This is a genomic window from Paractinoplanes toevensis (assembly GCF_018332695.1).
Lineage (GTDB): Bacteria > Actinomycetota > Actinomycetes > Mycobacteriales > Micromonosporaceae > Actinoplanes > Actinoplanes toevensis.
In genome coordinates this window covers 198,156-220,774 of sequence record NZ_BOQN01000049.1, presented here as the reverse complement: position 1 = coordinate 220,774, position 22,619 = coordinate 198,156, and the positions used below count along the sequence as shown (strand labels likewise).

General features: G+C 70.4%; 19 protein-coding genes. 9 read left to right on the top strand and 10 right to left on the bottom strand.

Annotated features, from left to right (window positions below; all coding sequences use genetic code 11):
- Nucleotides 1–45 precede the first annotated feature (45 nt).
- The 5 genes from Ato02nite_RS17795 to Ato02nite_RS17775 are packed head-to-tail and all read left to right on the top strand — an operon-like array spanning nt 46 to nt 3,661.
- The gene (locus Ato02nite_RS17795) at nt 46–444 is read left to right on the top strand and encodes a TOBE domain-containing protein (protein WP_213007651.1); all 399 of its coding nucleotides are present in this window, start codon (nt 46–48) and stop codon (nt 442–444) included.
- On the top strand, nt 441–1,214 hold the full coding sequence (gene modA, locus Ato02nite_RS17790; protein ID WP_213007650.1) for a molybdate ABC transporter substrate-binding protein: 774 nt from the start codon (nt 441–443) through the stop codon (nt 1,212–1,214). The genes Ato02nite_RS17795 and modA overlap by 4 nt, the downstream gene beginning before the upstream one ends.
- Nucleotides 1,211–1,999, top strand: a complete 789-nt coding sequence (locus Ato02nite_RS17785) for an ABC transporter permease (protein ID WP_213007718.1) — start codon at nt 1,211–1,213, stop codon at nt 1,997–1,999. Before modA ends, Ato02nite_RS17785 begins: the two co-directional genes overlap by 4 nt.
- A gap of 34 nt (nt 2,000–2,033) precedes the next feature.
- Entirely contained in the window at nt 2,034–3,068 is a 1,035-nt protein-coding gene (locus Ato02nite_RS17780) for an ABC transporter ATP-binding protein (protein ID WP_213007649.1), read from the top strand.
- Between the two features lie 17 nt (nt 3,069–3,085).
- Nucleotides 3,086–3,661, top strand: coding sequence for a DUF1684 domain-containing protein (locus Ato02nite_RS17775; RefSeq protein ID WP_213007648.1), 576 nt, complete (start codon nt 3,086–3,088; stop codon nt 3,659–3,661).
- 27 nt (nt 3,662–3,688) lie between these two features.
- Here Ato02nite_RS17775 and Ato02nite_RS17770 read toward each other — a convergent pair whose 3' ends face one another.
- The 3 genes from Ato02nite_RS17770 to Ato02nite_RS17760 all read right to left on the bottom strand — a co-directional run bounded on the left by Ato02nite_RS17770 (nt 3,689) and on the right by Ato02nite_RS17760 (nt 6,293).
- On the bottom strand, nt 3,689–4,393 hold the full coding sequence (locus tag Ato02nite_RS17770) for an adenosylcobinamide amidohydrolase (protein ID WP_213007647.1): 705 nt from the start codon (nt 4,391–4,393) through the stop codon (nt 3,689–3,691).
- A 9-nt stretch (nt 4,394–4,402) separates the two neighbouring features.
- Nucleotides 4,403–5,668, bottom strand: coding sequence for an MFS transporter (locus Ato02nite_RS17765; RefSeq protein ID WP_213007646.1), 1,266 nt, complete (start codon nt 5,666–5,668; stop codon nt 4,403–4,405).
- A gap of 82 nt (nt 5,669–5,750) precedes the next feature.
- Nucleotides 5,751–6,293, bottom strand: a complete 543-nt coding sequence (locus tag Ato02nite_RS17760) for a GNAT family N-acetyltransferase (protein WP_213007645.1) — start codon at nt 6,291–6,293, stop codon at nt 5,751–5,753.
- A 112-nt stretch (nt 6,294–6,405) separates the two neighbouring features.
- Here Ato02nite_RS17760 and Ato02nite_RS17755 point away from each other — a divergent pair, with 112 nt between their 5' ends.
- Nucleotides 6,406–7,425, top strand: coding sequence for a hypothetical protein (locus Ato02nite_RS17755; protein ID WP_213007644.1), 1,020 nt, complete (start codon nt 6,406–6,408; stop codon nt 7,423–7,425).
- Here the strand turns inward: Ato02nite_RS17755 and Ato02nite_RS17750 are convergent.
- Nucleotides 7,422–9,080, bottom strand: a complete 1,659-nt coding sequence (locus Ato02nite_RS17750) for a sulfatase-like hydrolase/transferase (protein WP_213007643.1) — start codon at nt 9,078–9,080, stop codon at nt 7,422–7,424. The genes Ato02nite_RS17755 and Ato02nite_RS17750 overlap by 4 nt on opposite strands.
- Nucleotides 9,081–9,142: 62 nt before the next feature.
- Entirely contained in the window at nt 9,143–11,335 is a 2,193-nt protein-coding gene (locus Ato02nite_RS17745; protein ID WP_246607128.1) for a putative bifunctional diguanylate cyclase/phosphodiesterase, read from the bottom strand.
- A gap of 111 nt (nt 11,336–11,446) precedes the next feature.
- On the opposite strand from Ato02nite_RS17745, the gene Ato02nite_RS17740 reads away from it, so the two are divergent.
- The 3 genes from Ato02nite_RS17740 to Ato02nite_RS17730 are packed head-to-tail and all read left to right on the top strand — an operon-like array spanning nt 11,447 to nt 15,790.
- Complete coding sequence (locus tag Ato02nite_RS17740) at nt 11,447–12,049, top strand: TetR/AcrR family transcriptional regulator (RefSeq protein WP_213007641.1); 603 nt, start codon at nt 11,447–11,449, stop codon at nt 12,047–12,049.
- 2 nt (nt 12,050–12,051) lie between these two features.
- Nucleotides 12,052–13,788 (top strand): ABC transporter ATP-binding protein, encoded by a 1,737-nt coding sequence (locus Ato02nite_RS17735; RefSeq protein ID WP_213007640.1) that lies wholly within the window; start codon nt 12,052–12,054, stop codon nt 13,786–13,788.
- Nucleotides 13,789–13,831: 43 nt separating this feature from the next.
- Entirely contained in the window at nt 13,832–15,790 is a 1,959-nt protein-coding gene (locus Ato02nite_RS17730) for an ABC transporter ATP-binding protein (protein WP_213007639.1), read from the top strand.
- A gap of 76 nt (nt 15,791–15,866) precedes the next feature.
- Here Ato02nite_RS17730 and Ato02nite_RS17725 read toward each other — a convergent pair whose 3' ends face one another.
- The 5 genes from Ato02nite_RS17725 to Ato02nite_RS17705 form a co-directional block, all read right to left on the bottom strand.
- Entirely contained in the window at nt 15,867–19,208 is a 3,342-nt protein-coding gene (locus Ato02nite_RS17725) for a Calx-beta domain-containing protein (protein ID WP_213007638.1), read from the bottom strand.
- A 487-nt stretch (nt 19,209–19,695) separates the two neighbouring features.
- Entirely contained in the window at nt 19,696–19,902 is a 207-nt protein-coding gene (locus Ato02nite_RS17720) for a ferredoxin (RefSeq protein ID WP_213007637.1), read from the bottom strand.
- Nucleotides 19,899–21,119 (bottom strand): NADH-ubiquinone oxidoreductase-F iron-sulfur binding region domain-containing protein, encoded by a 1,221-nt coding sequence (locus Ato02nite_RS17715; protein WP_213007636.1) that lies wholly within the window; start codon nt 21,117–21,119, stop codon nt 19,899–19,901. The genes Ato02nite_RS17720 and Ato02nite_RS17715 overlap by 4 nt, the downstream gene beginning before the upstream one ends.
- The gene (locus Ato02nite_RS17710; protein ID WP_246607127.1) at nt 21,116–21,706 is read right to left on the bottom strand and encodes a ferric reductase-like transmembrane domain-containing protein; all 591 of its coding nucleotides are present in this window, start codon (nt 21,704–21,706) and stop codon (nt 21,116–21,118) included. The genes Ato02nite_RS17715 and Ato02nite_RS17710 overlap by 4 nt, the downstream gene beginning before the upstream one ends.
- Complete coding sequence (locus Ato02nite_RS17705) at nt 21,703–22,617, bottom strand: FAD:protein FMN transferase (protein ID WP_213007634.1); 915 nt, start codon at nt 22,615–22,617, stop codon at nt 21,703–21,705. The genes Ato02nite_RS17710 and Ato02nite_RS17705 overlap by 4 nt, the downstream gene beginning before the upstream one ends.
- Nucleotides 22,618–22,619: the final 2 nt, after the last annotated feature.

The window sequence follows — 22,619 nt, the reverse complement described above, 5'->3', positions numbered from 1 at the left end:
CGTTGGCGCTTACTTGCCTGGCTTTTGCGGCCCTAGAGTGGCGATGTGACGACCTACCGCATCGGCGAGGCGGCCGAACTGCTCGGCGTCAGCGTCGACACCGTGCGGCGCTGGGTCGATGCGGGCCGGCTGCCGGCGGGCCGCGACGACCACGGTCACCGCGAGATCGGCGGCGCCGACCTGGCCGGTTTCATCCGATCGCTGGCCGACGAGCCCGACCCGGGCTCCCGCCGGTCCTCGGCGCGCAACCGGCTGCGCGGCATCGTCACCGCGATCACCCGCGACTCGGTGATGGCACAGGTCGACATCCAGGCCGGCCCGTTCCGGGTGGTCTCGCTGATGAGCCGGGAAGCGGTCGACGAGATGGCGCTCGAGGTCGGTTCCACGGCGGTCGCCGTGATCAAGTCGACCACGGTGGTCGTGGAACGAGGGACACCTGAATGAAAAGAACCCTGGCCGGAGTGGCAGTTGCCCTCCTTGCCCTGTCCGGTTGCGGTGATTCCGCGTCGCCGACGTCCGCCACCAGCGGCGGAGCCATCTCCGGCAACCTCACCGTCCTCGCGGCGGCGTCGCTGACCGAGTCGTTCGACAAGATCGGCAAGGACTTCGAAACGGCGAACCCCGGAGTCAAGGTCACCTTCTCGTACGGGGGTAGCTCCGGTCTCGCCCAGCAGATCACCTCGGGCGCCCCGGCCGACGTGTTCGCGGCCGCCAGCCCCGCCACCATGAAGACCGTCACCGATGCCGGCGACGCGGGCGGTGAAGCCACCGTCTTCGTGAAGAATCAGCTCGTGATCGCCGTCGCCAAGGGCAACCCGAAAGGCATCAAGGGCCTGTCCGACCTGACCAATTCGTCGCTGAAGGTCGCGCTCTGCGCCGAGCAGGTGCCCTGCGGCGCGGCCGCGAAGAAGGCGCTGGCCACCGCGAACGTCAAGGTCACCCCGGTCACCCTGGAACAGGACGTCAAGTCGGCCCTGTCCAAGGTGAAACTGGGTGAGGTCGACGCCGCGCTGGTCTACCGCACCGACGCCAAGGCCGCCTCCTCCGACGTCGACGGCATCGAGTTCCCCGAGTCGGCCGGCGCGATCAACGACTACCCGATCGTCACCCTCAAGAGCGCCCCCAACCCGTCCGCCGCCGCGGCGTTCGTGGCCTACGTGCAAAGCGGTCCCGCGCTGGACGTACTCATCGACGCAGGGTTCCAGAAGCCATAAAGAAGCAACGCCTCCGGGTTCCGCCGGCCCTGGCGATCCCCGCGATCGCCGGGCTGGCGTTCCTCGTCCTCCCCCTGTTCGGGCTGCTCTGGCGGGCGCCCTGGTCGACGCTGCCCGAGCGCCTGGCCGAGCCCGGCATCCTCGCCGCACTACGACTCTCCCTGCTGACCGCCACCCTGGCCACCGCGGTGAGCCTGGTCCTCGGCGTACCCCTCGCCTGGATGCTCGCCCGCACCGACTTCCCCGGCCGCCGGATCGTCCGCGCCCTGGTCACCGTCCCGCTCGTGCTGCCACCGGTGGTCGGCGGCGTGGCGCTGCTGCTGGTCTTCGGCCGGCGCGGCCTGCTCGGCGGCTGGCTGGACACGACGTTCGGGGTGAGCCTGCCGTTCACCACCACCGGTGTGGTGGTGGCCGAGGCGTTCGTGGCCATGCCGTTCCTGGTGATCAGCGTGGAGGGCGCGCTGCGCGGCGCCGACGCCCGCTACGAGGAGGCCGCGGCCACCCTCGGCGCCGGCCGCTGGACGGCGTTCCGCCGCGTCACGCTGCCGCTGATCGCGCCGGGCGTTGCGGCCGGCGGGGTGCTGTGCTGGGCGCGGGCCCTGGGCGAGTTCGGCGCGACGATCACCTTCGCCGGCAACTTCCCGGGCCGCACCCAGACCATGCCGCTCGCCGTCTACCTGGCCCTGGAACAGGACGTGGACGCCGCCATCGTCCTGAGCCTCCTGCTCCTGGTCGTGTCGATCGTCATCCTGGCCGCCCTGCGCGACCGGTGGGTCGCCCCGTGAGCCGCCGGCCCGACGTGTTCCGGACGGGCGCGGCATGACACTCGATGCTCGCCTGATCGTCCAGCGCCCGGGCTTCACGCTCGACATCACGCTGACCGTCGAGCCCGGCGAGGTCGTCGCGCTGCTCGGGCCCAACGGCGCCGGCAAGACCACCGCGCTGCGGGCGCTCGCCGGGCTCACCGCGCTCGACGACGGGCACGTCACCCTCGACGGGGTGCGGCTCGACGGCGAACCGCCCGAGCACCGCCGGATCGGCGTCGTCTTCCAGGACTACCTGCTGTTTCCGCACCTCACCGCCCTCGACAACGTGGCCTTCGGACCCCGCTGCCGGCGCGTGCCGCGCCGGGAAGCTCGGGAGACGGCCCGGGAGTGGCTGGTGCGGGTGGGTCTGGCCGATCACGTACGCAAGAAGCCGCGCCACCTCTCCGGCGGCCAAGCCCAGCGGGTCGCCCTGGCCCGCGCCCTCGCCGCCGAACCGAAACTGCTGCTCCTCGACGAGCCCCTCGCGGCCCTCGACGCCCGCACCCGCCTCGACACCCGGGCCGCCCTGCGCGGCCACCTCACGTCGTTCCCCGGGGCGACGGTGCTGGTCACCCACGACCCGCTGGACGCGCTCATGCTCGCCGACCGCCTGGTCATCGTCGAGGACGGGAGCATCGTGCAGTCCGGCGACGCCGCGGAGATCACCGCCCGGCCGCGCACCGACTACGTGGCCCGACTGGTCGGCCTCAACCTCTACCGCGGCGAGGCGGACGGCACCACCGTCCTGCTTCCGGACGGTTTTTCGCTGGTCACCGCCGTACCGCAGGAAGGTGGGGTGTTTGTCGCCTTTCCGCCGTCGGCGGTGTCGTTGTTCGCGGCCCGCCCCGAAGGCAGCCCGCGCAACACCTGGCCGGCCACGGTGACCTCGGTGGCCCGGCACGGCGACGCCCTCCGCATCGAACTGACCGGCCCTATCCAGCTGGCCGCCGACGTCACCCCGGCCGCCGCCGTGCAGCTCGCGCTGGAACCGGGACGTGAGGTGTGGGCCACGGTGAAGGCCACGGAGGCGACCGCCTACCCCGCCTGACGGATAGCGTGGGTCGGATGGAGGCACTCGAGCTGTCCGACTACCGCGCCGCGAACGCCCGCATCTACCTGGAGTCCGCCGACCTCAAGGATTTCCGGGCCCGCCGCGACGATCTCTTCGCGACCCACCCCCAGTCGCCGATCCCGGCCGGCACCTTCACCGGCCTGCGCTACTACCCGCCCGACGACGACGCGATCGTCGAGGTCGAGGTGCTTCCGGCCGACGGCGAGATCGACATCGACACCGGCGGCCCCGACGGCGTGGTCCACTACCGGCGGGCCGGCATCCTGCCCACCCCGTTCGGCGAGCTGTCCCTGTGGTGGATCGCGGCCTACGGCGGCGGCCTGTTCCTCCCGGTGCGCGACGCCACCTGCGGAAAGACGACGTACGGCGGAGGCCGCTACCTGACCGACACGGTCAAGGGCACCCACGGCCGCGGCGTGGAGCCACTGGGCGGCAACCGGGTCCGCCTGGACTTCAACTACCTCTACAACCCGTCCTGCGCCTACGACGACGCCTGGCTGTGCCCGCTGGCCCCACCGGAGAACCGCCTGACCACAGCCATCGAGGCCGGCGAACTGACCTACCACTGACACCCCCGACGGCGCCGCGCCGGGCGGTTACCGAGGAGTGTCCGGCGACTCCCGCTGGAGGGCGTTGCGTTCGCTCCAGGATTGGGCGCCCACCAGGTTGATCCCGCCGCCCTTCAGGATCGCCTCGTAGGCGGCTCGGGCCAGGGGCTCGCCCCAGCGGGAGCGCGGGCCGCCATACGGCGCCTCGGGGCCGGCGGGCGGGCAGAGAACGCAGATCGCGTCGGTCGCCGTGCCGGTGGCGGCCAGGCCCAGGTCGCGGATGGCCTGCGTCTTCGCCTCGGTGATGGTGGCGACCGCGTTGACCAGGGCGCCGTCGCTCAGCCGCTGAGGCACCCAGGCGACCACGTTGACCGTGCCGACGGGCGGCGGCGCATCGCCCGCCTCGTTCGCGGGCGCACTGGCCTGGATCGGCGCGCCCAGGCCTACCGTCGCCCAGAGCCGCACGCCGTCGGCGTCCTCGGCGACCACGTCGGCCACGTCTACGCCGGTCAGCAAGCCCACGCCGCGGCCGGCCAGGTGCAGGCCGGCCGCGATCTCGGACAGGTGGGTGGCCGGGTCGTCGCGGTCGTAGGACATCGGGACGCTGGCGTTGATCAACCAGTGGCACTCCCCCACGCCGCCGCCCAGGGTGGCCGACGAGATCGCCAAAGCCGGGGCCGGCAGGCGCCAGACCAGCAGCGGGATGTCGTGGCCGCCCTCACGGCGGTGAGTCAGCGCGGGTTCGGGGAACACCGGACGACCTTAATCCCGGTGAACAGCCCGGTCGGAGCCGTCCGGCTCCACGACAACGGTGCGGTCGGCGCGGCCGGGACGGTTTTGGTTGGCTCTCGTGCTGGTGAGCAGGGCGGCCAGCGCGGTTGCGGCCAGGAGGGTGCCGGCGGCCAGGAACGCCGTGGATGGGCCGGCCCGGTCGGTCAGCAGGCCCGCGGCCGCGGCGCCGGCTGCGCTGCCGGCGTTGGCGGCCACGTTCACCCAGGTGCCGGCCTCGGTGCGGTGCTCGGGTGGGGTCAGGTCGTCGGCGGCCAGGTAGGCGGCCACGTACAGCGGGGAGACCGCCACGCCGGCCAGCGTCATCACCGCGCCCAGCACCAGCAGGCCGGGGGCGGCCGCGGCGGCCAGCAGGCCGGCCCCGAAGAGGCCCAGCAGGCCGCCGAAGTGCAGGGCCCGCGGCCGGGTGTGCCGTCGCCTCGCCCAGAGCAGGCCGCCGACCACGCTGCCGGCACCTACCCCGGCCTCCAGCGGGCCGGCCGCGCCGGGGTGGCCGGCCTGCGTGGCGGCCACGGCCATCGCGGTGAAGGCGACGCTGATGCCGGCCCCGGCCACCGCCAGGACGGCGAGGACCCGCCACAGCCGGGTGGACCGCAGCGGCCCGGGGTCGAGGGCCCGGCTCAGCAACCGCTGCAGGTCGGTGCCCGCGACCTGCGGCGTCCTTGGGGAGCGGGTGGGGGCTGCCGCGGTCATGCCGATGGTGCCGGTCAGCAACAGGGCCGCGGTCAGCAGCAGGGCCCCCCGGGCGGGGGCTACCGCGATCAGCAGGCCGGTCAGCAGCGGGCCTACCAGGTAGAGGGTTTCCTCGGCGATCGCGTCCAGCGCGTACGCCCGCTCCTTGAGGGTGGTGCCCTCGGTGAGTGAGCGCCACGCCGAGCGCATGGCCGGTCCCAGCGGTGGGGCCGCCAGGCCGGCGGCCGCGACGAACGGCACCGGCCAGGGCAGCAGCGCCGCGCCGGACAGTAGGGCCGCGCAGGCCAGGGCCAGCAGCGGGAGCAGGGCGGGATGGCGGTCGGTGAGGCGGGCCTTGAGCGGCAGGGTGACCGTGGTCAGGCCGAAGAGGGCGATGGCCAGGCCGGCGGCGGCGTAGGAGCCGGTGGTCTGGCTGACGGTGAACAGGGTGGCCAGCGGGAGGAGACCGTACGCCAGTCGGCCGGCCAGCGCGGGCGCGAAGATGCGCAGCGCGGATGGCAGCCGGAGGACCGCACGGTAACTTCCCGCCTCGGCGGGGGCGGGCATGAAAACTCCAGGAATGTCCAGACGGGTAGGGGCGCGGGTGAGCGGCGCCTGCCTACGGGGGTGTCTGGGACATGGACGCAGCCTACCCGAGCCACTCGGGTGCGAGGATCGCCCAGATCTCGGTGTCGTGCCGGACGCCCTTCCAGGGGTAGCTCTCGCGCAGCGTGGCCTCCAACCGGAGGCCGAGGCGGCGGGCGACGGCGGAGCTGGCGATGTTGTCGGGGCGGCAGTGCCATTCGATGCGGTGCAGGCCGCGCACCCGGAACGCCCAGTCGATCAGCAGCCGGACGGCGGCGGTGATCAGGCCTCGGCCGGTGGCCGCCGGTTCCAGCCAGCAGCCGACCTCGGCGATGCCGCTGTCCGCGTCGAAGGTGACGAACATGGTGCCGCCGACCAGGGTGCCGGCCAGCCAGATGCCGTAGATGCGGCCCTGGTCGGCGGCCTGTTTGTCGGCGTAGCGCTGCAGGGTGGCGCGGGCCGACGGGAGGTCGGTGCTGATCGAGGCCCAGGGGATCCACGGGTCGACGGTGTCGCGGGCGCGGTCCATGTGGGCCAGGAATTCGGCTGCCTGCCAGGGCTCGAGCGGTCGCAGCTCGGCGCCGCCCCCGAGATCGACGCTGTACACGCGGGAAGCCTACGTCTCCTGTCCAGGCATATTTCGCCGCCAGGCCACCCGCAGATCAGAAACTTATTCATACATTTACCCGGATCGATCGAGCCGAAACGTGGGAGCAGGCATGAGGATCAGGGTTATGGCGGCGGTCGCGGGGCTGGCGACAGCGCTCGTGGCGGCGCCGGCACACGCGGCGCCGTCGCGGGCCGAACTGGCGCTGCGCTGGGCGCCGATCCACTACCAGGACGTGGACACGACCGGCAGCCACGCACTGAGTGGCAAATCCGACTTCATCACCCGGTACGACTACGACAACAACCTCGTCGGGACCGACAACTGGGACCACGCCGGGCAGAGCATCGCGGCGGCCGCCTATTACTCGGTGACCGAGACCGCCGACCACTGGTTCATCACCTACTTCTTCTACCACCCGCGGGACTGGGTCGATCACCCCTTCTTCGAGGGCGAGCACGAGAACGACGGCGAAGGTCTCACCGAGATCATCGAAAAGGACGGTTCGGAGTACGGCGTACTGCGCGCGGCCGTCTCCGTGGCGCACAGCGACTTCTTCTCGTACGCCCCGGCCGGCAGCACCTGGACCGGCGGCAAGGAGACGATCGACGGGACGCTGCAGCTCAAGGCGTCCACCCACGACTCCCTCCAGCACCCGGTGACCGCGCAGGAGGCGAAGGGGCACGGCCTCAAGGCCTGGCCGCAGTACGACATCGTCGGCGACGGCCTCGTCTACTACCCGTCGCTGACCGCCTCGGAGGCGCCGAGCAGCGCGGACGACCGGGACGTGCAGTACCAGCTGATCGACATCTTCGCGGCCGGCGGCATGTGGGCGCAGCGCAACAACACCAGCCTGTTCGCGGCGCTGGGCACGTTCAAGGGCGACACCACGGGTGACTGCGGGGTGGGCACCTATTCCTGCACCACGAACTCGGCGAACGCGCCGTGGGGCTGGGACGACGGCAACGACACACCATCGCGGGGCGAGATCGCGACGGATCCGGCCAAGCTGGCGGCCGAGTACTTCACGGTGCCCGGCATGCTCTCCCGGACGTACACCTACAACCCCTACAGCAGCGCCGCGGCCGCCCTCGAGCAGGCCGCCGCGACACTGCCGCGCACGATCGACTAGTGCGGCGACCCTAGCGGGCTGAAGGCCGTCAGGAAGCGGTCGCGGAACTCGTTCATGGGCCACACCGGCGCCGTCGGCGCCGGTGTGAGCCCCGTCGTCCAACCCCAGCTCGCGATGCGATCCAAAACCTTCGGGTCTTTGGCCACGATCGAGATGGGTACGTCCTTGCTGGCGTTCTGCCCCACCACGATCGAGGCCGGCTGGTGGTCGCCGAGGAACACCAAGACCAGGTTGTCGTCGCCGTACTTCTCGACGTAGGACGTCAGCGAGTCGATCGAATAGGCGATCGACGACGCGTACGCCTGCCTGATCCGGTGGTCGTTCTTCCAGACGGTGCCGGCGCCCGGGGCGGCGGCGATCATCGGGCCGTAGACCGAGCCGTCGCCGATCTGCTCCCACGGCAGCATGGTCGGCATCGGCGCCCAGGGCGTGTGGCTGGAGGTCAGGGTGATCTCGGCGAGCAGCGGGCCGCGGTTCTTCTTGGCGTATTCGAGCTGCTGGAACTGCTTCATCACGAACTGGTCGGGCATCGTCGACCAGCTCAGCATCGGCCCGTGGTAGTCCAGCGTGTGCGAGTCGTACACCTGGTCGTAGCCGTAGAACTGGCCCTCCGGCCACGCGTACGTGACGCCGGGCTCGACCCCGACGGTGCGGAAGCCGGCCCGCTTGAACGCCCGGGTCAGGGTGAGCCGGTCGGTGTTGACCAGGCTGCGGTAACGCTGCTGGTTGTCGATCCACAGCCCGGACAGGAACGTCGAGTGGGCCAGCCAGCTGCCGCCGCCCGCGGTCGACGAGGTGAGGAAACCGGTGCGCGACGCGAACCCCTTGGCCGCGAGCTTGGCGTCGTCGGCCTTGAGCCGGGCCAGCACCGCGGAGTTGAACTCCGGGTCCTCGACCGCGTCCCGGCCGTAGCTCTCCACGAAGCTGACGATCACGTCCTTGCCGCGCAGTGCGGTGAGCAGCTGGTCGTCCGGCAGGTTGCGGAACGCGTCGACCTTGACCTCCTGCTCGAAGGCCTTCCGGTCGGCGATGTCCTGCGGCACCTTGAGCGCGGTGTCGCGGGCCAGGTCGGCGGCCGCCTGCGAGGCCACCGGGATGCCGCCGACGATCTGGACGCCGAGCACGGCCAGCACGATCCAGGCGCTCGCGAAGGCGAAGACGGCGTGCCGGGTGGGCTGGGCGTGCGCGGCGAGCAGCCGGGACAGCCGCCGCATCGCCAGCGTGGTGAAGGTGAGCAGGGCGGCCGCGAGCAGGACGGCCGCGGCGGCCACCCCGAACGCACCGAGCTTGCCCATCGAGTCCTCGAGGAAGTGGTAGCCGTCCGTGAACAGCACCCAGTCGAGAACCGGGTCGAACTCGCGGGCGAGCACCGCGAAGAAGCCCATGTCGATGATCTTCACGACGGTCAGCAGGCCGAGCGTGAGACCGAGGACGGTGGCGCCGACGCGCCGGGCGCGCTCCGGTAGGACGAGCAGCACGGCGATCACGACGATCGCCTCGATAGGGATCCGGACCAGCGCGTTCAGCCAGAAATTACCGGGTGGGAGCCTCGTGATCTGGTCGGGCATGACGAGCTCGAGAAAGACCAGGAGAGCGGCGAGAGTGGTGACCACAGCGCCGCCGACACGGCGCAGATGGTGCTTGATCTGGGACAACTCGGGTTCCTAACCGCCGATTACTACCTGCAACTAGTAAACGGCGAGGGCCGGGGCTCGGTTCAAGCCACGGTAACCGCAAGCATCTCCAGGATCCGCTCCTGCTCGGCCGGTTTGCCGAACAGGTAGCCCTGACCGTGATCGATGCCGATCCGGCGCAGCGTGTCCCACTGCTCATCGGTCTCGATGCCCTCGGCGACGGTCTTCATCTTCAGCGCCTGGCCGAGGCCGGCCACCGCGTCCACCAGGGCCACGTCGTCCTCGTCGATGTGCACCTCGTCGACGAACGTCTTGTCGATCTTGATGACGTCCACCGGGAGCTGCTTGAGGTAGCTCAGCGACGAGTAGCCGGTGCCGAAGTCGTCGATCGCCAGCCGGACGCCGAGGCCGCGCAGGGCGTGCAGGGTCTCCTTGGCGGTCTCGATGTCGGCCATCAGCATCGACTCGGTGATCTCCAGGGTGAGCGACGCGGCGTCCAGACCGGCGTCGGCCAGGGCCTCCGCCACGTCGTCGACCAGTCCGGCGTACTGGAACTGGCGGGCCGAGAGGTTGACGTTCACGTGCAGGCCGGCCGCGGCCGGCGATTCGGCCCGCCAGCGGGCCAGCTGCGCGCAGGCCTGCCGCAGGACCCACCGGCCGAGCGGAACGATCAGGCCGTTCGCCTCGGCGCCGGCGATGAAATGGTACGGACCCAGCAGTCCGTCGCGGGGGTGCTGCCACCGCACCAGCGCCTCCACGGCGATCAGCTGCTGGGTGGTCATGTCCACGACCGGCTGGTAGAGCACCCGGAACTCGTCGTGCTCCAGCGCGTGCTCGATGTCGGCCCGCTGCTGTGCCTCCTCCAGCACCGACAGGGTCATGGTCGGGTCGAAGATCGCGTACCCGTTCCGGCCGGCTCGCTTGGCCGCGTACATGGCCAGGTCGGCGTTGCCGAGCAGCTGCTCGGCGCCGATCTCGCCGCCGGTGGAGGCGGCCAGCCCGATGCTCAGCGAGCAGGTGATGTCCCGGCTGGCCAGGCGGATCGGCTCGCGGACGATGGACAGCAGCCGCTCGGCGAGGCCGGACGCGTCGGTCGGGTCGAGGTCGCGCAGCAGGATGGCGAACTCGTCGCCGCCCAGGCGGGCCAGCACGTCGGCCGGGCGGACCACCGAGCGCAACCGCTCGGCGATCGTGGTGAGCAGCTCGTCGCCGGCGCTGTGTCCCAGGTTGTCGTTGACCAGCTTGAAGTCGTCGAGGTCGAGCAGCAGCACGGTGACCGGCTCGGGACCGCCGGACTCGACCGCCTCCTCGAGCTGCTGCCGGAACTTCGCCCGGTTCGGCATGCCGGTCAGCGAGTCGGTGAACGCCTGCCGGCTGAGCTGCATCTCCAGCTCGCGGCGGGCGCCGATGTCGCGCAGGCTGACCACGATGGCCTGCAGCTCGGGGCTGTTGATCCAGTTGGTGCCCATGATGTCGACGTAGACCCACTCGCCGGCGGCGTTGCGCAGCCGGCTCTCCACCCGCATGCTCTGCCCGATCGGCAGGGCCAGCATCTTGGTCATGAAGTCGTGCAGCTCGCCCAGCCGGTCCTCGGCCATCACGTGGGTGAGCCGGGCGCCGCGCAGGTCGGCTGCCCGGAAGCCGAGCAGCTGCTCGATCGACGGGCTCACGTACTTCAGGGCGCCGTCCCGGCCGACCGCGAGGACGGTGTCGGCGGACGCTTCGAGCAGGGTCTCGGCGCGCTGCTCGGCGGACCGGCGACGGTTGTCGAGGCGGCGCCGGCTCTGCGAGTTGATCGCGGTGAGCGCGGTGACGCAGCCGTACATGGCGACCACGACGAAGGTCAGGGCGACCCCGGTGTGCGCCTTGACCGGCAGCAGGACCAGATAGCCAAGGCCGGAGAGGACGCCGAACAGCACGACGGTCCGGGGCGCCCAGAGGGCGGCGGCCGACATCAGCAGCAGGACGGCGGCCGGCAGGTAGAGGAAGGCTCCACCCGGGTCGGCGAAGCCGAACAGCAGCAGCACCGGCAGCTCGGCGAACCACCACACCAGCAACTGGCGGCGGAATCCTTCCCGGCGCACCAGCCGGTTCCACGGCAGCCGGATCAGGACCGCCTGGGCCACGACCGCGAGCAGGACCGGGATGAGCCACCACCGGCCCGCCCCGGACCAGCTCATCGCGATGCGCAGGGCACCGATCGCGGTGACCACGGCGGCGATGAGCGCGCCGATCCGGATCTGACGGGCCCAGTAGTCCGCCGTGTGATCATCCATCGGGGTTCGCCGCACGAGCGCTCCATCGGCCGCCGCCCCGGCGGCCTGAGGAAAACACCCATGACAAATGTCAGTGGCTGAGTGAGCGCTCGCTCAGTAGAGTACGGACACGTGGAGAACAGGCGTAGAAGAGTTCCGGCGCTCGCGCCGGAGGAACGCCGCGCGGCCCTGATCGCAGCGACCATCCCGCTCCTGCACGAGCACGGTCTCGAGGTCAGCACCCGGCAGATCGCCGCGGCCGCGGGCGTCGCCGAGGGCACCATCTTCGGCGTCTTCGAGAGTAAGAACTCGCTGGTCGTGTGCTCGGTGATCAAGGCGCTCGACCCGCAGGTGACGCTGGACGGGCTGGCCCGGATCGACCGGGGGTTGCCGCTGCGCGAGCGGATGGCCGAGGCGGCCGAACTGATCCATGCCCGGATGGCGGAGAACGCGGCGCTGATGACCGCGGCGCGCAAACTGATCCTGGCCGGGCAGGACGACCCCGACGCGGGCAAGCGGATGGCGTCCAGCCGGGAACGGCTGAAGGACGCGCTGGTCGAGGTCATCGCGCCGGACGCGGAGCGGCTGCGCCACTCGCCCGAGGCGGTGGCCCAGATGCTGCTGCTGTTCTGCGGCGCCAACACGTACGGGCCGTTCGGCGACCCGGACAACTTCCGCGGGGCCGATCTGGTCTCGCTCCTACTAGACGGCTTTCTCAAGCGGGGGGCTCAGTAGACGTGCTCATCCAACTCCTACGCGTCCATCTCCGGCCCTATCGGGGGACCATCGGACTGGTCGTGTTCTTCCAGCTGCTCCAGACGCTGGCGACGCTCTATCTGCCCACGTTGAACGCCGACATCATCGACAACGGCGTCATCAAGGGCGACACCGGTTACGTGATGAAGATCGGCGGCTTCATGCTGGCGATCACCGTCGCGCAGATCGCCACCCAGATCGTGGCGGTGTACTTCGGGGCCAAGACGGCCATGGTGGTCGGCCGTGACCTCCGGTCCTCGATCTTCCGGCAGGTGCAGAGCTTCTCGGCCCGCGAGGTCGGCCAGTTCGGCGCCCCGTCGCTGATCACCCGCACCACGAACGACGTGCAGCAGGTCCAGATGCTGGTGCTGCTCACCTTCACGCTGATGGTGTCGGCGCCGATCATGTGCGTCGGCGGCGTGCTGCTCGCCCTGCACCAGGACGTGCCGCTCTCGTCGCTGCTGCTGGTCATCGTGCCGGTCCTGATCGCGGTGGTCGCCCTGATCATCAGCCGGATGCGGCCGCTGTTCCGCTCGATGCAGGTGCGCATCGACAAGGTGAACCAGGTCATGCGCGAGCAGATCACCGGCATCCGGGTGATCCGCGCGTTCGTCCGCGACGACCGGGAGCAGAAGCGGTTCGCCGGCGCCAACGCCGAGCTCACCGACGTGTCGATGCGGGCCGGCAAGATCATGGCGACGATGTTCCCGACCGTGATGCTGATCGTGAACATCTCCAGCGTCGCCGTCCTGTGGTTCGGCGGCCACCGCATCGACTCCGGCCACATGCAGGTCGGCGCGCTGACCGCGTTCCTCAGCTACCTCATGCAGATCCTCATGTCGATCATGATGGCGACCTTCATGTTCGTCATGATCCCGCGGGCCGAGGTCTGCGCCGAGCGGATCGAGGAGATCCTCGGCACCGACTCGACGGTCGAACCGCCGGCCAGTCCGGTGACCACGCTGAGCCGGCACGGCTATCTGGAGTTGCGGGACGTCGACTACCACTACCCCGGCGCCGAGGCGTCGGTGCTGCACGACGTCAACCTCACCGCCCGGCCACGGGAGATCACCGCGGTCATCGGCAGCACCGGCAGCGGCAAGACGACGCTGCTCAACCTCATCCCGCGGCTGTTCGACGTGAGCGACGGCGAGGTGCTGGTCGACGGCGCCGACGTACGGCAGCTCGACCCGGCCCTGCTGTCCCGGACCGTCGGCCTGGTGCCGCAGAAGCCCTACCTGTTCAGCGGCACGGTCGCCACCAACCTGCGGTACGGCAACCCGGACGCCACTGACGAGCAGCTCTGGGAGGCCCTCGAGGTCGCCCAGGCCAAGGGCTTCGTCGAGAAGATGGAGGGCGGTCTGGACGCGCCGATCGCGCAGGGCGGCACCAACGTGTCGGGCGGGCAGCGGCAGCGGCTCGCCATCGCCCGGGTGCTGGTGCACCGGCCGGAGATCTACCTCTTCGACGACTCGTTCTCGGCGCTCGACTACGCCACCGACGCGGCGCTGCGGGCCGCGCTGACCGCCTACATCGCCGACGCCACTGTGGTGATCGTCGCCCAGCGGGTCAGCACCATCCGAGACGCCGACCGCATCATCGTCCTCGACGACGGCAAGGTGGTCGGAACCGGCACCCACACCGAACTCATGGACACCAACCCTACGTACCGGGAAATTGTCTTGTCCCAGCTCACGGAGCAGGAGGCCGCGGCATGACCGCTCGCGCTCTTGGCCTTTCTGTTCTTCTTGGAGGAAGAGCATGACCGCGCCCAACAGGCCCGGGCCGCCGGTCGGCGGGCCGCCGGCCGCACGGATGATGATGGCCGGTGGCAAGTCCACCGAGAAACTCGAGGACTTCCGCGGCTCCACCCTGCGGCTGCTCGGGCTGCTCAAGCCGCAGCGGTTGCTCGTCGGCGCCGCCCTGGTCTTCGGCATCGCCAGCGTCGGGCTGACGGTGTGGGGGCCGAAACTGCTCGGCAAGGCCACCGACATCATCTTCTCCGGCGTGATCGGCAATCTGTTCCAGCCCGGGACGACCAAGGCCGAAGCCATCGCCGCGATGCGCGCCGCCGGCAACAACACCCAGGCCGACCTGCTCTCCGCGGTCGACTTCACGCCCGGGCAGGGCATCGACTTCGATAAACTCGGGCACCTGCTGGCCTGGGTCGTCGTGGTCTACGTGGTCGGGTGGATGCTCGGCGTCATGCAGGGCCGGCTGATCGCGACGGTCGTGCAGACCGGCGTGTCCCGGCTGCGGCGCGACGTCGAGGCCAAGCTGTCCCGGCTGCCACTGTCGTATTTCGACAAGCAGCCGCGCGGCGAGGTGCTCAGCCGGGCCACCAACGACACCGACAACATCGCGCAGACCCTGCAGCAGACCTTCGCCCAGCTGCTCAACTCGCTGCTGATGATCATCGGCGTCCTCGCCTTCATGTTCTGGATCTCCTGGCTGCTCGCCCTGATCGCGCTGATCACCGTGCCGCTGTCGCTCCTGGTGACCACCCAGATCGGCAAGCGGGCCCAGCCCAACTTCGTCGCCCAGTGGAAGACCACCGGCAAGCTCAACGGCCACATCGAGGAGATGTTCACCGGCCACTCGCTGGTCAAGGTCTTCGGCCGGCAGGACGAGGCGCAGCAGACCTTCGACGAGCACAACGAGAAGCTGTTCGCGTCGAGCTTCCGGGCCCAGTTCATCTCCGGCATGATCCAGCCCGCCATGATGTTCCTCGGCAACCTGAACTACGTGCTGGTCGCGGTGGTCGGCGGCCTGCGGGTGGCCAGCGGCGCGCTGTCGCTGGGCGATGTGCAGGCGTTCATCCAGTACTCGCGCCAGTTCAGCCAGCCGCTCACCCAGGTGGCGTCGATGGCCAACATGGTGCAGTCCGGCGTGGCGTCGGCCGAGCGGGTGTTCCAGCTGCTCGACGCGGCCGAGCAGAGCCCCGAACCGGCGCCGGCCGGCCTGGACCGGGTGCGGGGCCGGATCGCGTTCGAGGACGTGTCGTTCCGCTACCTACCGGACAAGCCGCTCATCGACGACCTGTCGCTGGTGGCCGAGCCCGGCCAGACCGTCGCCATCGTCGGACCCACCGGCGCCGGCAAGACCACGCTGGTCAACCTGCTGATGCGGTTCTACGACGTGGACTCGGGGAGGATCACCCTGGACGGGGTGGACATCGCCGCGATGCCGCGCGAGGAACTGCGCGAACACATGGGCATGGTGCTGCAGGACACCTGGCTGTTCGGCGGGACCATCGCCGAGAACATCGCGTACGGCGCGGACAGCTTCGACCTGGACTCGGTGCGGGCGGCGGCCGAGGCGGCCCACGTCGACGCGTTCGTGCGGACGCTGCCGGACGGCTACGACACGGTGATCGACGAGGAGGGCTCGAACGTCAGCGCCGGGCAGAAGCAGCTGATCACCATCGCCCGCGCGTTCCTGGCCGAGCCGAGCATCCTGATCCTCGACGAGGCGACCAGCTCGGTCGACACCCGCACCGAGGTGCTGATCCAGCGGGCCATGAACAGCCTGCGCACCGGACGCACGAGCTTCGTCATCGCGCACCGCCTGTCCACCATCCGCGACGCCGACGTGATCCTGGTGATGGAGCACGGCAGCATCGTCGAGATGGGCACCCACGACGAGCTCATCGAGGCCGACGGGGCGTACGCCCGGTTGTACTCGGCCCAGTTCGCCCAGGCGGTGGCGGAAGTCGACTGACCTCTCCACACAGGGCGACGGGGGCGGCCGGATGGCCGCCCCCGTCTTCGTCGGGTCAGATGTTGCTACGTACTACTTACTTGACGGTGATCTTCTTGCTGGCGGAGTAGCCGCCGCCGATCCCGTTGGGCGTGAAGCCCTGCACGAAGGCCCGGACGGTGAGCGACCCGGAAGCGACCTTGGCGGTTGCCTTCCACTGGTTGCTGCTACCGGTCGTGCCCTTCCAGGTGTTGACCCACTTGCCACCGACCCACTTCTGGACGATGACAACCTGGCCGACCCCGCGCGGGGTGCCCTGGACCGCGAAGCTCACCACGCCCTTGCTCGGCGAGCTGGCCACGAAGACCGGAGCCTGGGTGACCATGACCCGCTTCTCCATCGACTCGTCGCCGCCCGAGGCCACCTTGAACCGGTAGCCCTGGCTCAGGGTGCGGGTGAACTTGTAGACGCCGTCCTTACCCGCCTTGACCGTGGCGAGCTTGGCGAGCGGGGCGTTCTTGGCCGAGATGGGAGCACCCCAGAGCTCGACGTCGGCGCCCGGAGCGGTCTTGCCCCAGATCGGCGTGTTGACGCCACCGGAGACGGTGCCGGCGACGGTCAGCGTGAGGCTGGTGTCGACGGTGTCGTCCGACTTGACGGTGACGGTCGAGTCACCCTTGATCACCGAAGCGCCGAGCGGACCGGGCGTGCCCAGGCGAACCGTGAAGTTCTCGTTCGGCTCCTTCGAGTGGTCGTCGATGACCGGAACTTCGATCCAGGCCTTCATCGTTCCCGGCGGGACCTGGAGCGTGCCCTTGCTGGCCTTGTAGTCGAAGCCGGCCTTGGCCGTGCCGTCCTGGGTGTACCAGGGAATCGTCACGGTCTGGACGGTCGAGGTCGCGTCACCGGTGAAGGCGAGGTCGACCGGGACCTTCGCGACGTGCTGCTTCTCGTCGACCGCGATGTCACCGATGGAGGCCGCCGGCGGCAGGTCCATCGGGTCGTCGTTGACCTTCACCATCGTCGAGGCGGTGGTGAAGCCGCGCAGGACCGAGGTGACCTCGTTGGCCGTGACCGAGAACGTCTCGGTCGGCTCGTCGATGTCGTCGTGCAGCAGCTGGAACGCCGGCACGTCGAACGGGCTCGGCATCTTGTTCAGCGCTCCCGTGTAGCCCGCGGGAACGGTGGCGATCGAGGTGACCAGGTTGGTCGGGATCTCGAAGTCGGTGCCGACGGTGGCCGGGTGGTCACCGGCCGCACCGGCGCTGAAGCCGATGTCGTACTGGTACTGGGACTCACCGACGACGGTCGGAACGACCGCTACCTTCCCACCCTCGGAGCCGCTGGCCGACGCGAACGTGACCGTCGGCTGGGCGTCGTCGTTGGTGATGGTCACCTTCGAGCTGCGCTGGCTGTCCGACGTGTGGTCGACGTTGCTCGGCTCACCGTTGGTGAAGTCGACCGTGAACGACTCGTCGCGCTCGTAGATCGCGTCGCCGACGATCGGCACCTCGAGCCAACCGATGGAGTCACCGGCCTTGATCGTGGCGGTCAGGTCCTTGGGCAGGTCGTAGTCGTTGCCACCGGGCGTCGAGGCGTTCTCCGTGGCACTGCCGGTGGAGATCTGCGCGGTGAAGACGGCGTCCGTACCGGCCGGGGTGTTCAGCTTGAGCGGAACCTTGGCGATGGTGGTGCCGGCGTTGCCTTCCTGGATCGAGACGTCACCGGTCGTGTAGATCGGCTTCGAGTCGTCATCGACGATGGTGAAGGTGACCTCACCGTTGGTGGGCAGTTCGGCGATCCCGTTCGGATCGGTCAGCACCAGCTTGAAGGTCTCGTCCGGCTCGAAGATCCGGTCGCCGGTGATGGTGACCGGGATCGACACGTAGTTGGGCGTGGCGGAGTTGGCGGGAATGGTGACAGTCCCGTCCTTACCGATGTAGTCCACGCCGTTCTTGGCATCGACGTCGACGAACTTGTAGCTCAGCGTGTCCGGCAGCGTCGTGCCGGCGGCGAAGCGCAGCCAGATCTTCTTCTCGACCGGGCCGTTGCTGGTCTCCGTCCAGCGCTGGTTCCACGTGTTGTCGAACGGGTCGTCGACGTCGCTCCACTCGATGTCCTGGCCGGAACCGGTGTCGGTGATCATGCCATCCACGATCGCCGGGCTGCCCAGAGTGGCGTTGGCACCGTTGTTCGGGACGGTGAGCTTGGCCCGGACGTTCTCCGGACCCTCGAACACCGGGTCACTGTTGTTGTCCAACGGCTGCTCGAGCGTCGGGATCAGGACGTTCGCGGCCTTCGCGTACAGCGGGACGGTCAGGCTGGTCGCGTCGCCGGTCCCGCCCGTGCCCCAGCGGAAGTCGGCGGTCGCGCTGTTGCCGCCGGTGTTGTCGCCGGTCGCCGGTCCCGCGCTGCCCTTGGTCGCACCTACGGCGTTGAGGTTGTAGGTGACGCCCCGCTCCGAGGCGGTGGTCAGCGAGAGCGGGAAGATCAGCGGTGCACCTTCCTTGACCGTCGCCGCGTCACCGATGCTGATCACCGGGGTCGCGTCGTCGTCGGTGATGTTGATCTTCGCCGAGGTCTGGCCGGTGACCATGGTGCCGCCGAACACGTCGAGGCCGCCCGGGGTCCGGCTGGTGTCCACCCCGACGCTGAAGTCCTGGGTGTCCGCCTCGTCGTTGGCGTCGTCCCAGAGCGACACCTGGGTCGTGCCGGTGGTCTCATTGGCCGGAATGGTGATCGTCGCGTCGGCGGCCAGCGCCGAGTAGTCCCGGTTGATCCCGCCCGCAGCGACCGCGTTGCTGGTCTTGAAGGTGCCGTCGGTGCCGTCGAACGTCCGCACGGGGATCACGACGTCGTGCTGCTGCGGGTTCGTCTGGGTGGCGGTGATCGTGACCGCCCTCTGGACGCCGCCGGAAGCCGTCTCCGGCACGGTCGTCCCGCCGGTGAGAACGACACTGTTGGTCGTGTCGAGGTTCCAGATCGTTCCCGTACCCGAGACGACCGGAGCCTGACCGCCGGTCGGGATGGCGGTCAGAGTGAACTTCTCACTGGCCGCATCGGTGTTGTCAGCGTCGTCCGTCGTGTGCACGGTGATGGTCGCCGTGGCGGGCGCAGAGGCGCTCGCCGCGTTGAAGATGATCGTCGTGCCGGAGTCGAAGTAATCCGAGTCGAGGGTGGAGTCGAAGTCGCCCGCGCCCGCGCTACCGGTAGCGGTCGCGAAGTCGAACGACGCGTTGGCGGTGGTGCCCGTGTAGGTCACGGTGAAAACGAGGTCGCCGTTCTCCCAGTTGGCGGCGTCCGAGATCTTGAGGAAGTCGATCGGGGCCGCCTGCGCCGGCGAGGCGATCATCACCGTCGGGACGAGACCGACGGCCGCAGCGGCGAGGCCGGCGAGAACGTTCCGGATCCTCCCCGGTCCCCAGAGTGTGAACGGCACTCGCTCGTGCGACGCCGTTTGGATTGGTCGATGACGCATTCTCTTCCTGTCTCCTTCGGCGGCTGGGCAACCTCTCCAGCGGGGAGGCCCCTGGCTTCGCGTCCTCGTCGGCCGACTCGGCCGACGGGGGTTGCCTGTTCGGTACCCGCACCTTGGGGCGGTCGGGGCCTCGGTGAAACCGGCCCTCATCAGCGCAGACACGCGGTTTGAAGATCCACGTGAGGCGGCGCCATCCGTAATCTAACCGGCATAACGGACTCTTTTTGGCGGAACGCCTTTTTTCTGGCGAAGAACCTTCACACCACCACCGCGGCGCCTTGCGCCGTACAGGCAGGAAGAATGGTCTGACCTGCAAAAACAGGCCACAACTTGATCAGTATGGCGGGCTGTCCGACCTCGTATCCGGCAATTGCCTTATCCGTACTCGTCAATTTTCTGGCATGCAAAAACGCCCGCGGCCCAGTCGGGCTGCGGGCGTTCGGTGGGGCTAGCGGGACCTCAGTTTGAGCGCCAGCATCGGGCACCGGTCGACGGCCTGTCTCGCCGCTGCTTCCAGGGGCGGGGGCACCGTCGGTGATCGCTGTCCGTCCCGGGCGACCGGGAACCCCCAGTCGTCCTCGACCAGCACCTCCTCCAGCAACTCGGTGCAGACGCCGCGGCCGTCGCAGGCCGTCCAGTCGACGTGCAGTTTCATCGCTGTCCCTCCGCCGCCAGGCAGCGCCCGTTCAGGTGTGCCGCGACATCCGCCTCGAAGATCCGCATCGCGCTCAGGACCAGCCGGGCCGTTCCGTCCGGGTGGTGGCAGGCGCCCCGGCCGGACACCAGCCGGGCCAGTCGTTCCGCCTCGGCCGCCAGGCCCGCCCGGGGTCGCCGGGCGGCCAGGTCGGCCAGCGTGGCCGCCATCCGGGGCAGGCCGTTGATGCACGGCCCGCACTGCCCGGCCACCTGCTCGGCGAGGTAGCCGGTGATCCGGGCGGTCTCCCCCAGCCCGCAGGCACCGGCCGGCAGCGCCACGATCACCCCGGCGCCGGGCGATGCGCCGTACGGCTGGAGGGTCTGCCGGCTCACCGGCAGCGCCGGATCGGCCGGCACCCAGCCGCCGTGATAGCCGCCGATCAGCACCGCCTGCAGGTGCATCGTCGCCCCACCGGCCGCCGCGATCAGCTCGCCGAGCGGCACGCCGTAACCGGCCTCGACCACGCCGGGCCGCCGGACCGCACCGCTGATCGTGGCCAGGAACGTGCCGGGCTCGTCGGGGGTGCCGGCCGACAGGAACCAGCCGGCCCCGTACCGGGCGATCAGCGCCAGGTGGGCGAGGGTCTCCACGTTCTGCACGAGGGTGGGCGCGCCGCCCACGCCGGCCTGGACGACCCGGATCCGCTTGTCGGCGGGCACCGCGCCGCGCCCGTTGATCGCCGACACCACCGCCGACTCCTCCCCGGAGACGAACGCGTCGGGGGCCGCGTGCAGGGTCACCGGCCGCCGGTCGAGTCCGGCGGCGGCGCGCGCCGCCAGCAGCGCGCGCAGCGCCGGCAAGGCCGCCTTCGGCGCATAGAGATGGGCACCTTCGGCCGTGGTCGCGGTGGCGACCAACTGCAGGCCGTCGAGGACCAGGTTCGGCTGGTACGCGAGGAGAGCGCGATCCTTCTTGCTGGCCGGCTCGCCCTCGGCGCCGTTGGCGACCACCACCGCGGCACCACCACCCGCGGCGACCGCGCTCAGCTTGCGCCACACCGGGAAACCGGCCCCGCCCCGGCCGGTGAGCCCGGCGTCGCGAGCCATCCCGATGATCTGGCTGCCGTCCAGGACCGGGAGCCGGCCGTGCCGGGCCAGGTGGGCGTCGAGCCCGAGCTCGCCGTCGAGCAGCCGCCGTTCCACCCGGGCGACCGGTGCTTCCGCCACGCTGGTCATCGGACCTCCTCCAACTCTTTCCGCAGTCGCGGTGCGACCCGGCGTTCCGCCCGGGCCGGGAACCGGCTGAAGCCGGTCGACAGCCGCCACCCCACCGCCGCGGCCACGGTCACGGCACAGGCGATCGAGATGGTCCAGAGCCACCAGGTGCCGTTGTCGCTGCCGGTGCCGAGCCCGTGCACGAGCGCCACCGGCCAGCACAGGTACGCGAGCCAGTGCACGACCCGCCAGGTGCGGGCGCCGAGCCGGTGCCGCAGCAGGCTGGTCACGATGATCGCGACGAGCAGGTCGAAGGCGAGCGTGCCGAGCCCCTGCCAGACCGGCCGGTAGTTGCCGGCGAACGGCAGCACGATGTCGAACAGGCGCAGTTGCGCGTACGGGTCGAAGAGCAGGCTGATCACGTGGCCGGCGACGAGCACCACGGCGAGCAGGGCCGCGTTGCGGTGCAGCAGGCTGACCGCGAACCGCGGCAGGCCGAACGCCGGCTTGCCGGACCGGGATCCGATGCCGAGCACCACCACGATGGTGAGCAGCACGATCGAGACGACACCGCTGCCCCGGGCGAAATACCAGAGCGCGTCGCTCATGCCGGCCACCCGCCGAGACGCAGCACGTCGAGCGACCGGGTGACCAGCCGGCTCGGGGTCCTGCCGAGCAGGTCGGGGGCGGCGTGGCCGCGGACGACCGCGGCCGTGCTGAGCGTGTTGGCGCGCAGGCAGCTGTAGGCGGCCACCGACACCGTGCGCCACACCGGCACCGCGGGCCGCCCGGTGGCCGGGTCGACGATGTGATGCAGTTGCTCGCCGGGCCGGCCCCAGGTGCGCCCGGCCGTGCTCGAGGTGGCCAGGGCCGCCCCGGCCGGCATCCGGATCGTGTCGGCCGGGTCGCCGGGCCGGTCCTGCACCAGGATCTCCCAGCCGCCGGCCGGCGCCGTCCCGGCGGTGGCGATGTCGCCGCCGAGCGCCACCAGCACGCCCCCGCCGAGCTTCTCGGCGACCTGGGCGGCGGCCCGGTCGGCCGCCGCCGCCTTCGCGGTGGCGCCCAGGTCGAGCAGCACCCCGTCGGGGACGGTCAGTTCCCGCCCGGACAGTTTCACGGCCCGCCAGTCGGGGGTGGCGAACACCCGCACCGCGGGCGCCACCTCCCGGCCGGTGAGCAGCGCGAAGTCCCGGTCGTAGCCGAGTCCGCACAGCGCCGCGCCGACGGTCGGGTCGACGGCGCCGTCGGTCTGCCGGGCCGCGTCGAGGGCGGCCGCGACCAGGTGGGCGAGCAGCGGGCTGACGGTGACCGGGCGGCCGCCGGACCGGCAGGCCCAGCGCAGCTCGGAGTCGTCCCGGAAGCGGCTGCAAGCCCGGTCGACGGCGGTCAGTTCCGCCTTGACCAGCTCGGCCGCCTCGGCGACCCGGGCCGGGTCGGTGACCACGATCCGGGCGACGGTGCCCCAGACGGACCACTGCGCGGTGTCCGCGCCGATCGGCAGTGTCTCCACGAGCGGCATGT